General features: G+C 59.2%; 14 protein-coding genes. 6 read left to right on the top strand and 8 right to left on the bottom strand.

Translation table 11 applies throughout. The features are described 5' to 3' along the window. Positions 1–2: 2 nt before the first annotated feature. The 3 genes from FGF54_RS11765 to FGF54_RS11755 are packed head-to-tail and all read left to right on the top strand — an operon-like array spanning position 3 to position 3933. Positions 3–800 carry an ABC transporter permease gene (locus tag FGF54_RS11765; RefSeq protein WP_142779754.1) on the top strand — a complete coding sequence of 266 codons (798 nt, stop codon included), beginning with the start codon at positions 3–5 and terminating at the stop codon, positions 798–800. Then, entirely contained in the window at positions 797–2491 is a 1695-nt protein-coding gene (locus tag FGF54_RS11760; protein ID WP_142779753.1) for a GMC family oxidoreductase, read from the top strand. Before FGF54_RS11765 ends, FGF54_RS11760 begins: the two co-directional genes overlap by 4 nt. Before the next feature lie 17 nt (positions 2492–2508). Then, a complete protein-coding gene (locus tag FGF54_RS11755) occupies positions 2509–3933 on the top strand; it encodes an aldehyde dehydrogenase family protein (RefSeq protein ID WP_142779752.1) in 1425 nt (474 codons plus the stop codon). 70 nt (positions 3934–4003) lie between these two features. On the opposite strand, the gene FGF54_RS11750 is transcribed toward FGF54_RS11755, so the two are convergent. The 7 genes from FGF54_RS11750 to FGF54_RS11720 all read right to left on the bottom strand — a co-directional run bounded on the left by FGF54_RS11750 (position 4004) and on the right by FGF54_RS11720 (position 9693). Then, positions 4004–4714: an anti-sigma factor domain-containing protein gene (locus FGF54_RS11750; RefSeq protein ID WP_142779751.1), complete on the bottom strand. Its 711-nt coding sequence runs from the start codon at positions 4712–4714 to the stop codon at positions 4004–4006. Then, positions 4711–5253, bottom strand: a complete 543-nt coding sequence (locus tag FGF54_RS11745) for a sigma-70 family RNA polymerase sigma factor (RefSeq protein WP_142779750.1) — start codon at positions 5251–5253, stop codon at positions 4711–4713. Before FGF54_RS11745 ends, FGF54_RS11750 begins: the two co-directional genes overlap by 4 nt. A gap of 140 nt (positions 5254–5393) precedes the next feature. Beyond that, the gene (locus FGF54_RS11740) at positions 5394–5822 is read right to left on the bottom strand and encodes a DUF2177 family protein (RefSeq protein ID WP_142779749.1); all 429 of its coding nucleotides are present in this window, start codon (positions 5820–5822) and stop codon (positions 5394–5396) included. 61 nt (positions 5823–5883) lie between these two features. Beyond that, positions 5884–6261: a DUF2147 domain-containing protein gene (locus FGF54_RS11735; protein WP_059755206.1), complete on the bottom strand. Its 378-nt coding sequence runs from the start codon at positions 6259–6261 to the stop codon at positions 5884–5886. Between the two features lie 27 nt (positions 6262–6288). Further along, positions 6289–7521, bottom strand: a complete 1233-nt coding sequence (locus FGF54_RS11730) for a cyclopropane-fatty-acyl-phospholipid synthase family protein (RefSeq protein ID WP_142779748.1) — start codon at positions 7519–7521, stop codon at positions 6289–6291. Next, complete coding sequence (locus FGF54_RS11725) at positions 7508–8326, bottom strand: DUF1365 domain-containing protein (RefSeq protein ID WP_142779747.1); 819 nt, start codon at positions 8324–8326, stop codon at positions 7508–7510. The genes FGF54_RS11730 and FGF54_RS11725 overlap by 14 nt, the downstream gene beginning before the upstream one ends. Beyond that, the gene (locus FGF54_RS11720; RefSeq protein WP_142779746.1) at positions 8323–9693 is read right to left on the bottom strand and encodes an NAD(P)/FAD-dependent oxidoreductase; all 1371 of its coding nucleotides are present in this window, start codon (positions 9691–9693) and stop codon (positions 8323–8325) included. Before FGF54_RS11720 ends, FGF54_RS11725 begins: the two co-directional genes overlap by 4 nt. Before the next feature lie 192 nt (positions 9694–9885). Here FGF54_RS11720 and FGF54_RS11715 point away from each other — a divergent pair, with 192 nt between their 5' ends. The 3 genes from FGF54_RS11715 (at position 9886) to FGF54_RS27790 (ending at position 12406) form a co-directional block, all read left to right on the top strand. After that, complete coding sequence (locus FGF54_RS11715) at positions 9886–10671, top strand: DUF1295 domain-containing protein (RefSeq protein ID WP_142779745.1); 786 nt, start codon at positions 9886–9888, stop codon at positions 10669–10671. Beyond that, positions 10668–11693, top strand: coding sequence for a cyclopropane-fatty-acyl-phospholipid synthase family protein (locus FGF54_RS11710; RefSeq protein ID WP_142779744.1), 1026 nt, complete (start codon positions 10668–10670; stop codon positions 11691–11693). The genes FGF54_RS11715 and FGF54_RS11710 overlap by 4 nt, the downstream gene beginning before the upstream one ends. A 359-nt stretch (positions 11694–12052) precedes the next feature. Beyond that, the gene (locus tag FGF54_RS27790; RefSeq protein WP_168207950.1) at positions 12053–12406 is read left to right on the top strand and encodes a hypothetical protein; all 354 of its coding nucleotides are present in this window, start codon (positions 12053–12055) and stop codon (positions 12404–12406) included. A 276-nt stretch (positions 12407–12682) separates the two neighbouring features. Here the strand turns inward: FGF54_RS27790 and dsbG are convergent, their stop codons facing one another. Continuing rightward, entirely contained in the window at positions 12683–13486 is an 804-nt protein-coding gene (gene dsbG / locus FGF54_RS11700) for a thiol:disulfide interchange protein DsbG (protein WP_142779742.1), read from the bottom strand. Positions 13487–13492: the final 6 nt, after the last annotated feature.

Genomic DNA, 13492 nt, shown 5'->3' with positions numbered 1-13492 from the left:
GCATGAGCCTGTCGAAAATCCTTCTCTACGGTTTTGTGGCCCTCGTTCTCGCCTGGCTGATGATCCCCATCCTGATCATCGTGCCAATGTCCTTTTCCGGCGCACGCTTCCTTGCTTTCCCGCCGCCATCCTGGTCGCTGCGCTGGTATGAGGCTTATCTCGGCAGCGCCGCCTGGATGCAGGCAACGCGTGTAAGCCTGATCGTCGCCGTCTCCAGCGCCGTCATCGCCACCATTCTCGGGACTGCGGCGGCCTATGCGCTCAACCTCACGCAATCGCGGCTGGTGCGCAGCCTGCAGGCGCTGCTGCTTCTGCCGCTGATCGTGCCGATCGTCATCACCGCCGTCGGCGTCTTTCTGGTTTACGCACAGATCGGGCTTCTTGCCTCGCTGACCGGGCTGATCCTCGCCAATGTCATGCTGGGCCTGCCCTATGTCGTCACCTCCGTCCTCGTCGGGCTGCGCAAGTTCGACCACACGCAGGAGATGGTGTCGAGAAGCCTCGGCATGAACCGCTGGCGGACCTTCTTCATCGTCACCCTTCCGCAAATCCGCCCGAGCGTCATTTCCGGTCTCCTCTTCGCCTTCATCTCCGCCATCGATGAGACAGTGGTTTCGCTTTTCATTTCCGGCGGCGAATATCAGACGCTCACCAAGCGCATGTTCACAGCGCTGCGCGACGAGATCGATCCAACCATCGCCTCGATCAGCTCCTTGCTGACGGCGATCTCGTTCATCCTGCTGATGCTGGCGGCGATCAACGCCCGCAACACCGAATATTCGCAAGGACGGGCGACATGATCGTCGATCACCTGATCCTCGGCGGCGGATCGGCGGGCTGCGTGCTGGCCGCACGCCTTTCCGCAGATCCGCTGCGGACGGTCGTTCTGGTCGAGGCCGGGCGCAATATTTCGGCGGACGATATCCCGGATGAGGTGCGCAGCCGTTATCCCGGCCGTGCCTATCTCGATACGCGCAATATCTGGTCGCAGCTCACGGCGTTGATGGGCCATGCCCGTTCCAACGCGGCGTCCCGTCCACCGCGTCGCTACGAGCAGGCGCGGCTTCTGGGCGGAGGTTCGGCAATCAATGCGCTGATGGCCAATCGGGGTGCGCCGGCCGACTATGCCGAGTGGCAGGCGCTTGGGGCGGACGGCTGGGGCTGGGACGATTGCCTGCCCTATTTTCTGAAGATCGAAGCCGACAGGGATTTCTTCGGCCCGCTTCACGGCACGACCGGGCCGCTGACGATCCGGCGCATATCCGACGACAGGATTTCACCCTTCGTCGACCGAGTCATGAAAACGCTCGACCGCCGCGGCCATCCGATAAGGCCGGATCAGAACGGGCCTTGGGAAGACGGCGTCTTTCGCGGCGCCATCGCCGTCAGCGATAGCGGGGAGCGCTTGCCGACTTCGCTTGCCTATCTGACGCCGGACGTGCGCAAACGTTCTAATCTCAGGATCATCACCGAAAGCGTCGCGGACCGCATCCTGTTCGATGGTCGTCTGGCCACGGGTGCGAGATTGGCGGGTGCGACAGCGGAGACGATCCATGCGGCGGAAGTGATCGTCTCGGCCGGCGCCATTCACACGCCCGCATTGCTGATGCGCTCCGGTATCGGCCCCGTCGGTGACATCGCCGCCGTGGGGGGCAATGTCGTGGCCGGCCGCAGCGGCGTCGGGCGCAATCTGATGGAGCATCCTTCGATCGCCGTCGCTGCCTATCTGCCGCCGCAGATGCGGGTGCGTGACAGGGGAGAACACCACGAACAGGCGATCTGGCGTTTCTCGTCCGGTCTCGACGGCGCGCCGCAGGGTGACATGCATGCCGCCATTCTGTCGCGATCCGGCTGGCATTCCATCGGTTTGCGGTTGGGCAGCCTGTTCTTCTGGGTCAACAAGTCCTATTCGCGCGGCTTCGTGAAGGTTGTTTCGCTTGACCCCCATGTGGAGCCGGAGGTCGATTTCAGGATGCTGAGCGACGAGCGTGATCTGAGGCGGCTCAAGCTTGCGCTGCGGCTGGGGGCGGAGGCTCTGTCCGATCCTTTCATGGCGGGGCATGGCGGCACTGTTTTTCCATCGAGCTATTCGCCCCGTGTGGCGAAGGTCGCTGCACCGGGGACATGGAACGCGTTGCAACGGGGTCTTTTCTCGGGTCTTCTGGATGTGGCGGGTCCGCTGCGCCCCGCATTGGTGCATTCGGCGATAACACTCGGCACGACCATGCGGGGGCTGCTTGAAGACGACGCGGCGCTGACGGAATTCGTCCGCCGCCATGTGGGCGGCACGTGGCATCCTTCGGGAACGTGCCGCATGGGATCGGCTGACGATCCCATGGCGGTGACGTCGTCCACGGGCCGCGTGCACGGCGTGGAAGGATTGAGGGTCTGCGACGCATCGCTGATGCCGTCGATCCCTTGCGCCAATACCAACATTCCCACAATCATGATCGCGGAGCGGATCGCCGACTTTATCCTGGCCGGCCGCTGAGATCATTGGAGACGGATATGGACAACTATCTCAAATTCTACATCGACGGCGCCTGGGTCGATCCTCTCGGCGGCCAGCGTCTATCCGTCGTCGACCCCGCCACCGAAGAGCCTTTCGCGGAGATAGCCATGGGATCGGCGGCGGATGCCGAGCGCGCCATCGCCGCCGCGCGCCGCGCCTTTGCTGCCTTTTCGCAGACGACGCGGGAAGAGCGCCTCGGCCTGCTCGAGCGCATTCTTGAGATATTGAAACGTCGGCAGAACGAGATCGGCGACGTGATCTCTCATGAGATGGGCGCTCCCCGAAAAATGTCGCGGGATGAGCAGGCGGGTATCGGCGTGGCGCATTTCGAGCAGACGATCCGCGCCATGCGTGATTTTCCGTTCGAATACATGCAGGGCACGACCCGCATCGTCCATGAGCCGATCGGTGTCGTCGGCATGATCACGCCGTGGAACTGGCCGATCAACCAGATCGCCTGCAAGGTGGCCCCGGCGCTCGCCACCGGCTGCACCATGGTGCTGAAACCCTCGGAAATCGCGCCCCTCAACGCCATACTTTTCGCCGAAATCCTGCACGAGGCCGGTGTTCCCAACGGCGTGTTCAACCTCGTCAACGGCGACGGCCCAACCGTGGGCACGGTGCTGGCGAGCCATCCCGATATCGACATGGTTTCCTTCACCGGCTCGACACGCGCCGGCATTTCGGTCGCGCAGGCGGCGGCCCCGACGGTGAAGCGCGTGCATCAGGAACTGGGCGGCAAATCGCCCAATATAGTGCTCCGAAGCGCTGACCTCGACGCTGCCGTGCGCGCCGGCGTGAGCAGGTGCTTTGCCAATTCCGGCCAGTCCTGCAATGCGCCGACCCGTCTTCTCGTCCCTGCGGAGCAAATGGACCGGGTGATTGGCATCGCCCGTGCGGCGGCGGAATCGGTCCGTGTCGGTGCACCCGGCGATGCCGAAACGGATATCGGGCCGGTTGCCAGCAAAACGCAATTCGACAAGATCCAGAGCCTCATCCGCAAGGGAATGGAGGAAGGGGCGGAGCTCGTTGCCGGCGGGCTCGACCGGCCAGCGCATCTGAACAGCGGCTATTATATACGGCCGACAGTCTTTGCGCGCGTTACGAACGACATGACGATCGCGCGTGAAGAGATTTTCGGGCCTGTGCTTGCCATTCTCGGTTATGGCAGCGAGGACGAGGCGGCGGATATCGCCAACGACACGCCCTATGGGCTGGCATCCTATATTCAGGGCGCACCCGAGGAGGCGCGTGCCTTCGCACGACGGCTCAGAACCGGCATAGTGCGCCTCAACAGCTCCGCCTGGGATGGGGCCGCGCCCTTCGGCGGCTACAAGCAGTCGGGCAACGGTCGGGAATATGGCAAGTTCGGTCTGCACGAGTTCACCGAAATCAAGGGCATCGTCGGCTTCGGAGACTGACCGTTACGACCCATCTCGTATCGTGACGCGTTCATCGGGACTCGCCTCGAAATCGGGAAGCGTTAGACCTTCATCCCCATCGCGCCGTGCCGACGGCGATAACAGGGCCGGTTGCCTGACCAGTCGGCGAGCCGCCGAAAGGTTCGACGCTGATCGCGAAGGTGGTGCCTTCGGTGATGCTGTTGCGCATGTCTGGGGGGATTATAAGATCGCCATTCGTGCCGGGCTGGAAGACGCCGAGCGAGCGGGTCTTGCCGCCCTCCATCACCAGCCACAGTTCCAGCGATTTTTCATCGGTCTTGCCGGTTGCAACAGGCACAATGCGCATCCGCCCGGATTCCGCATCGTAGGAGGCGAGGAGATTAACCTGGCTGTCGGTCGTTGCAAGTTCGGCCACCAGCGGGGTGGCGCCCTGCCATTTTTCGGGGAAGGCGGCGTAAACGATGGCGGCCACGGCGGTTGCGCTGGTGGCAACCGAGATCCAGCGCCAGAAGGACGCGGAATTCCAGAGGCTGCCATTGGTATTGACGGTCCTGCCGCCGAACAGGCGTTCTTCGATACGCGCAAGAACAGTGGCGCTCGGTGCCTGCTCCTGGTAATCGGCATTGAAGTCGGAAAATTCCGCCTCCCAACGCTGCACCAGCTGTGCGAAGGCCGCGTCGTCCTGCATGCGTCGTTCCAGTTCACGGCGCTTTTCGAGCGGCAGCACGCCCAGGACATATTCACCGGCGAGGATGTCGTCGCGCGAATGCTTGCCGCCGCTCTGTTCGCCCGTCGTCATCGCTGCATGCACTCTCTGAGTTTGAGAAGACTGCGTCGCAGCCAGGTTCTGACCGTGTTGAGCGGCACGCGCAATTCTTCGGCGAGTTCGAGATAGCTCAAGCCCTCGACATAGGCCCGGCGCACCGCCTGTGCGTGTACGGTCTCAAGCTCGCGCATGCAGTCTTCGATCCTGCGGCCTTCATCGGCGAGAACGATCTGCTGCTCAGGATCGCGGACGCTCTCGTCGGCAAGATCGTAGGCTTCCTCAATGTCGTCGGTAATGGGCTTGCGGGCGCGGATCGTGTCTATTGCATGGTTTCGGGCAATGGCGGCAAGCCATGTGGCGGGTTTGCCGGCGCTGGCGGCAAATGTTCGGGCCCGCTGCCAGACCTTGATATAGACTTCCTGCAGCGCCTCCTCGGCTTCCGTTCTGTCACGCAGGATTTTCAGGCAGATCGCGAAAAGCTTCGGACTGGTTGCCTGATAAAGCGAGACGAATGCTGAACGATCACCCATGCCGACGCGGTTGATAAGGCCTGCGATCTCTGTGCCCTGCATTCGAACCTTCCTTGCTGCGCCTCCTTTATAGGGTCGTCTTTCGCAGGAAGACAAGAGATGCATGCTCATGCTGCGAACCTGGCAACGACTGGGCCGCAGGGTTATCGGACTTAAGCGGCCGGTAAGAGGGGATGTCGTCATCATAGGCCCGCCGGATTTTCCAGCGGGCCGATCAGCCGCACCGTGATGAGATAGCCGATTGTAGCCGCTGCCGCGGAGACGAAGGTTCCCCATAGAAGATCGGCGACGGTCAGGGTCGTGGACCAGCTTTTGAGCGTCGCCTGATTGGTCAGGTCGTAAGTGGCATAGGCCATGAAGCCGACCACTGCGCCATAAAGCAGCGCGGTCGTCCATTCCCCTGTCTGAAAGGCCGGACGAACCGCAAGAAAGGTCAGGCCGGCGGCATAGATGAGGTAAAAGACGACCGCCGGAGCAAGCCGAAAGTTTTCTGCCAGAAGATCGCCGATGGCCGGTCGGTACAGGCGCGACGCCATCGTGCTCAACCAGATGAAATCAATCACCAGAAAGGCGACGAGGGTAAAAAGGTAGGCTGCGAAATAGGTTTTCATTGGTGGTTTCCTTTACAGGGAAGGAAGCGACGATATGGGTCGAAGCAACGTGGAGATGTGGCTAGTCGATCCTTGTCCAATTTATGCCCTTGCACAGCAGACCGGCGACGATACAGCCTTTCGTGGTCATGCCGGTGCCGTTTATTGTCACTGTTATCCTGTAGGATTTATCCCGCTGGGGGTCGAAAGCGGTGCCGGAATAGCTGCCTGCCTCTGTCTGCTTTATGTCCATAATCAGCCGGTCCCCGGCCTTTTCCTTCGGAGTGCCCGGCTTGATCCAGGTGTTTGTGGCACAGATATTTTCACCGCAGGGCGCGATCAGTACTTTCGCCTTGCCGTCTCCGCGCGCCCAGTTGCCGTCGATATCGGCCGCCGTCGCGTTGGACGCGACCAGCAGTGGCCATAGGACGGAAGCAACCGTCAATCCGTTGATCATCATTGTCTCTCTCCGCAGTTTGGTCCCGCCTTATCTGTGTTCGATCGTATAGAAGCCGACGTTTATGCTCCCCTCGGCAAAGCCTGCCTCGCAATAGCAAAGGTAATAATCCCAAAGCCGTCGAAAGCGGTCATCGAAGCCGAGCAGGGAAATCGTCTGCCACCGCGCATGAAAACGCTGGCGCCACTCGGCGAGCGTGAGCGCGTAGGACTGGCCGAAAAGTTCCCTATCGGTGAGCTTCAGGCCGGTTTTGCCGACCGCCTTTTCGAGCGCGGCATTTGAGGGCAGAAAGCCGCCGGGAAAGACGTATTTCTGGATGAAATCCGCCTTACGCCGATATGTATCGAAGCGGCTTTCTTCAATCGAAATGATTTGCAGCACCGCACTGCCGCCCGGTTTCAGGCATCTTTTCAGCGTTTCGAAATAGCTCGGCCAATAGGCCTCGCCGACTGCTTCGAACATCTCGACGGAGACAATCCTGTCGAATTGGCCGTTCAGGTCGCGGTAATCCTGCAGCCTCAGATCGATGCGGTCTGTGCTGCCGGCTTTTTCCGCCGCATTTTTTGCCCATTTTAGCTGGGAGGGGGAGAGTGTGATGCCGGTGACGTTGGCTTTGGCCTGCGTGGCAAGGTGAATGGCGAGTGCGCCCCAGCCGCAGCCGATCTCCAATATGTTCTCGCCGCCGCTCAATTGCAGTTTATCGACGATACGTTCCAGTTTTTTAAGTTGTGCGGCTTCGAGCGTAGACGCCGTGTCATCGAAAATCGCCGAAGAATACAGCATGGAGGGATCAAGCCACTGCCGGTAAAACTCGTTGCCGAGATCATAATGCGCTTCGATATTGCGGCGGCTGCCGCGTCTGGTATTGGCATTCAACCCGTGCGCAGTGCGGTTGAGAAGGCGCATCGGCAGGCTGCCGCGCATTGACCTTGCGAACGCCTCGCGATTTTGGGCCGCAAAGCGGATTAGCGCCGTCAGATCTGGTGTGGTCCAATCGCCTTCGATGAAACCCTCGGCAAAGCCGATGTCGCCGTTCAGCAGCATTCGCCGGATCGCGCGCCAGCTATGCAGGACAAGGATCGCCTCGCTGCCATTCGTTGCGCCGGATTTTTCAATGATGCGGCCGCCGGGAAGAATGACATTTAATCTTCCCCTGTCGATATTGCTCAACAGCCGGTTGATGAGCCACATGCCTGGGCTGATGCGGTCGTTCAGGCGCGTATTCTTCGCCGATAATTCCGTGAGATTGTCAAACGGGGTCATGAATTTTGGCCTCGATTTGCGACGATGAAGGATGATGGAAGGAGACTGGACCGGCAGGCGGCAGCGGCCGTTTTCTGAACTGCACGCCTTTCAGCCAAATTTTCAGGGCCTCCCAATGAATGCCCAGAATGACCTTGAGCGTCAGGAGGGGAATGGCGAAGAAAGCTTTCAGAAGCGCACCGTCCGTCAATTCGACACGCCGGGCCAAATGCCGCGCCGTCAGGACCAGGCCGTCATTGTCGAAAGTATCGATGACGATTTTCAGCCTGTCGCCGGGCGGGGCGACGCGGAAAACATAGTGGAGATCCATGTCCATGAATGGAGAGACATAAAAAGCCTTGTCGCATCGCTGGACGATCTCGGTCGATTTGCCGGCTTCCACCGGGATCAGGTATGAGTGTCTCCCGCCAAACGTGTTGTCCACCTCCCAGAGGATAGCTTTGAGCGACAAGTCGCGCCCGTAGCAGAAGAAGACACTGAGTGGGTTGAAGGCCCAGCCGAGTACGCGCGGCATGGTGAGCAGACGTATCGGGCCTCCGTCCACTGCCATGCCTGCCGCCGCCATGGCTGCCTCGATCTGCTGGCGCAGCCCGATGGCGCTGCGGTTGCCGCGGTCCCTGCTGTGAAACGAGAACAGGTTGAACCGGTCTACGGAGAAAAATCGCAATTTCCGGTCGAGCATGTTCAACTCATCGAGGTCGAGGAGCAGCGAATAAATCCGGTAGGCGAGCTTATGGGTTTTCGGCTTGAAACGCGCATGCGTTACATGGCCGGGAAAAAGCGCCGAGGTGAGGGGAGGCGTCATGCCATCGCCTCCATGATTTCCGTGTCTGTCGCAATCGTCGCCAAATCCAGACGGATGATCCGGTTGTTGTCGTCAGCAACCTTCCATGGACGGGATACGCCGCCAAGATCTTCGGCGACGGCAAGGCCGGCCTGAAGACCATCTTCATGAAAACCGGATCCGAAATAAGCGCCGCAGAACCAGGTGTTTCGCAGACCCTGCAAGGCCCATAGCTCCTGACGCATCTGTTCGGTGCCAGCGTCAAAAACCGGATGGTGATAGGTTTCCTCGGCGATGATTTTTCCTTGATCCGGTTCCCGCGCCGGGTTCAGCGTTACGAAAATGTCCGGGATTTCGCCCAGCGGCTGAAGCCTGTTCATCCAGTAGGTAATGCTCGGCAGGCTCGTTTTAATGCGCGTGTCGGCCACATAGTTCCAGCTTGACCAGGCAGCGCGGCGGCGCGGCATGAAACGGCTGTCGGTGTGAAGCACGGCGCGGTTTTGGGTGTAGGCAAACGCGCCAAGAATGCGCCGTTCGGCGCGTGTTGCGTCCGCGAGCATGTCGAGCGCCTGATCCGCATGGGTTGCTATTACCACGTCATCGAAGCGCATGGCTTTGCCGTCCGCAGTGGTGATTTCGACGCCGTCCGGCAGGCGGTGGATGCGCTTAACCGGCGTCGAGAGGAGAATTCGATCCGCAAACGGCGCCGTGATGCGTTTCACATATTCGCGCGAGCCGCCGACGACTGTGCGCCAGACCGGCCGATTGCGCAGCAACAGCAGGCCGTGATTGCGGCAGAATTTGATGAAATGCGCCGCCGGATAACGGCCGACCTCCATGGCCGGCGTGGACCAGATGGCCGCAGCCATGGGGTAAAGATGATCGTCGCGAAACGCTGAACCATACCGGTTGCGGGAGAGATATTCGTCGAGAGACAGATCGCCCATCAAATGCAGATCGCGTGGGGCATTGCGGTAAAAGCGCAAAAGGTCCGCAAGCATCGCCCAGAAACGTGGCCTCAGGATGTTGGACTTCTGGGCCAGCAGGCCAGGGCCCGTTCCGCCGGAATATTCGAAGCCGCCATCATTCAGAGAAACGGCGAAAGACATGTTCGAAGCTGCAGTCGCCACGCCCAGTTGCTGGAAAAGCGCAGTGAGATTGGGATAGGTCTGCTCGTTATAGACAATGAATCCGGTATCGACATGGACTTGTCCATGGTCCGTGCTGAACGTCACCGTATTGGTATGGCCTCCGATGCGGTCAGCCGCTTCGAAAACAGTTACATCGTGTCGTTGCGACAAAAGCCAGGCCGCTGACAAACCTGAAATTCCCGTTCCGACGACGGCGATGCGGCGGCTTTGTTCTTTTTTCGCTTCGGTGTCGACCATTTTTCCTCGCTATAGCACTGCCAATCCAGTCTTGGGGACTGCGACATGTACGAGGAGGCCGCCCGATCAGTTTCACCGGCGCATCGATTTTTTGAAATTTTGTCCGGTGCCTGAAACTATTTTGCGGGTCCGCTCGTATTTGCCATCACGAAACCCGACCTCAAACCATTCAAAATGGCGAGCGAATTAGTGATGTTTTCTGTAGTCGTGACGCTTGCCATTCTCATGTCGCTTCTGATGGCGGGCGCTTGGGCGTTGCAGAGAGCAACCGGTTCAAGCGGCTGGATCGACGCGGTCTGGGCTGCGAGTGTCGGGCTTGGCGGAATTTTCGCTGTTGTTTTCGCCGGCGGAGATGGCTGGCGGCGCGGTGCTACACTTCTCCTGGTCGTTGTCTGGTCCCTGCGGCTTGGCGGCCATATCGGCATGCGCACGCGAGGAGGCGGGGAGGATCCCCGCTACGCAAAGCTTATGGAACAATGGGGGAGCGCTGCCCTGCGGCTATTCATCTTCCTGCAGATACAGGCAATCGCCGCTTTCGTGCTCGTTCTTGCGGTCTATCTTGCGGCAAGCAACACCCATGTGTTTCCGCGTATGGTTGACGTTATCGCCATGGTGGTTGCCCTTGGCGCGCTGGCAGGCGAAGCGCTCTCCGACGCCCAGCTCTGGAAATTCAGAAAGACCGCAGCGGCAAAAAACAGTGTCTGCGAAACCGGGCTGTGGCGTTATTCCCGCCATCCCAACTATTTTTTCGAATGGCTTTTCTGGTGCAGTTTTCCGCTGTTGGCCATTCAGGGGGCGGCCTTGTCATGGGTATCGCTCGCCGCGCCGGCGATGATGTACTGGCTGCTTGTCCACGTCTCCGGGATTCCGCCGCTTGAAGACCATATGCTCCAATCGCGCGGGGAAAAATTCCGCGCCCTTCAACAACGCGTCAACGCCTTTTTTCCGGGGCCGCGCAAGAACGAGGACAGGCCATGAACATGCTCGCACTCGCCATCAACGCCGCCGAGCGCGCGCCGCTCAGCGACAGCGTGACGCTCGCCGGAATAGATATGCTCTGCGCACGGACGAAGCGGCGGCTTGCCGCCATTACAGCGGATGCGGAAGAGGCTTTCGCGGCGGATATGGTGAAGTTTCCCGTCGCCAGCCATACCGACGATGCAAACAAACAGCATTATGAAGTGCCCGCGGCATTTTTTGCGCTCGTTCTGGGAGAGCAGCGCAAATACTCCTGCTGTTATTATGACGATGCCACGACGACGCTGGATGAAGCTGAAAATATTGCTTTGGCCAAGACCTCGGCCCATGCCGGCCTTGAGGACGGCATGGATATCCTGGAACTCGGCTGCGGATGGGGTTCGTTATCCCTCTATATGGCCGGCCGTTTCCCAAATGCGCGCATCACGTCAGTCTCGAACTCCGTGTCGCAGCGCGAATATATAATCGGTCGTGCCCGAGAACGGGGTTTTTCAAACCTTTCTGTAGTGACGGCCGATATGAATGATTTCACGACGGGCGATCGTTTCGACCGTGTCGTATCCGTGGAAATGTTCGAGCATATGTCGAATTGGCGCGTGTTGTTCGAGCGTGTTCACTCGTGGCTGACGCCGGAAGGCAGGTTTTTCATGCATGTGTTTAACCACCGCGACCGATCCTATCGTTTCGACCACAACAATCCTGCCGACTGGATCGCCCGGCACTTCTTCACCGGCGGCATCATGCCGGCCTTCGACCTTCCACATCGCTTCAGTCAGCTTTTCAGCGTTGAGCGGGAGTGGCGCTGGTCAGGGTTGCACTATCGTCGGACAGCGCTCGATTGGCTCGAAAATTTCGACGATAAAATTGACCGTATCCGGCCCATTCTGCAGCAAACCTATGGTGCCGACGCCCGGCTGTGGGAAAGGCGATGGCGATTGTTCTTCCTGGCGACCGCGGGGCTTTTCGGGCATGAGGGCGGTGACGTTTGGGGTGTGGGGCACTACTTTTTTAAGAGGGTTTAGTGTTGGCGCCACACAATCGGCGTCGGCACGTTCTAAAAACCGCGCTCGAAACGTTTGCCAAAACGAACGTTTACATCCCCGCAATAATGAATAGGCTGGCCGCATCTTTTGAGCATGTCAAACGTTCTTGCAGAGAGAGCGGCTGGAGAAAGTCATGAGTTCAGTTACGCCGAAACTGGATAGTTGCGGCGCCTAGCCCATCCATATCCCCGACGCCATTCAGGAGCATGGGGCTCTTCTTGTCGTGTCTGCTAGGGAGCGTTTCGTGGTGCAGTTTCTTTCCATTCGGTTCCTTCCCGGAAAGCTACTATTATTCGGACGCCGACCTGGTCGTGTCAAACGCCGCCGCGACGCGTGCCATGGCGCTCAAGATGGAAGTTGTCACGACCCTACCGGAGAACTTTTCCTGCTCCAAACCATGGGTGCGTGAGACGGTGCGCGGTTGGATGTCTAATGCTGGACTGTGGTTGTCGCGCAAGCAGCGCCGGACGTTTCGTCAGCCGCGGCTGCGACGCGAAGCCTATGGCGATATGCTGGCCGATATTAAGGAGCGTCAGGACCAGCAGGCCAAGCCGACGATAAAGAGTAACAGCGACAAGAATGGCTACGTCAAGCATGCCCGTAGGCCGGGCCGGCGGAAGGACATCATGAGCGATCCAACGGTGATTGCAGAACGAAAGAAGGCGCTGTTGCCACTCGATGCTGCCGAATAGCGCATCGATAAATTGTCTCAAAGCTGAAGCCGAAGGGGTGTATCTACCATCCGCCCCGATCTGAAAAGTCTCCGTGGATTCAGGCCCCCGCAACCAAACATCCAAAACTTCCGCAGCAAACGCTACGGGAGTTTTTTGTTGTCACCAAGCGGGCAAGATTGATGACGGCCACACGCAACATGGCGGGGCTGCTTATATAATAGTCATCCCTGAACTTTACTTATTCGATGCGTTTGATTTGCGGTTCCCCGGAGCGTCTCTTTCTCGAATTCTCAATCATCTCGGACCCAGAATCATTTCGAGCGCTGAATCTTGCGGAATGCCCGCAACGGTTCCGATGGCGCCATCGGCTTTTTTGAAGATGATTGCGGGCGTGCCTCCGAAACCAAGTTCGGTCATGAGATTGGCGTTGCGGTCGAGGCTGGCCGTGGTCTGTTCCTTCATGGACTGCAGGGGGGCGATGCCGCCATCCTTGTGCTTCAGTTCGTTTTCCTTCAATGCCTCCGAAGGAGACCTCGCTTCGAGTATGGCGGCGGCCTTTGCAGGTGAATCCTGTCTGATGACGCCGACCATGATGTGTCGCAACTGAACCTTGCCGCTGTTGATCCATGGACGCGCCGCCTGCCAGAATTTGTTGCAATAGGGGCAATTGGGATCGGTGAAAGTGTAGACGATCCGGGGTGCATCGGCCTTTCCATCCTGAACCCAGGTTGACTGGGAAAGCTGGTTCCAGCCATCTTCCAGGATCGGCTTCTCGACCATTTTCTTCATTTGCGACGCAGCCATGTCCTGGCCCGTGGCGTCGACCAGGGTGCCGACGACAACGTGTTTATTGTCAGGGGTCAAATAGATCGCGATCGGTTGTGCTCCGGCTTTTGCGGCAAATCCTCTCGGCCCTCCCGGAACATCCATTTCTCCGAGGATATTAATGCCCTGAAGCTCGATAGAACGAAGAATTTCCGGAAGTCCGTCGTTCGATCCACTCTTAGCCGTATCCTGCGCCGGGGAAGGGGAGGCAAGCAGCAGGCTCGACAGAAAGGCAGCGATCGGGAAATTTCGTGTAGGATAATGATGGGGCATCGAGGG

Source organism: Agrobacterium sp. T29, assembly GCF_006970545.1.
Lineage (GTDB): Bacteria > Pseudomonadota > Alphaproteobacteria > Rhizobiales > Rhizobiaceae > Agrobacterium > Agrobacterium leguminum.
Note: the sequence above shows the minus strand (reverse complement) of the source record. Positions and strands in the feature narration are given on the sequence as shown.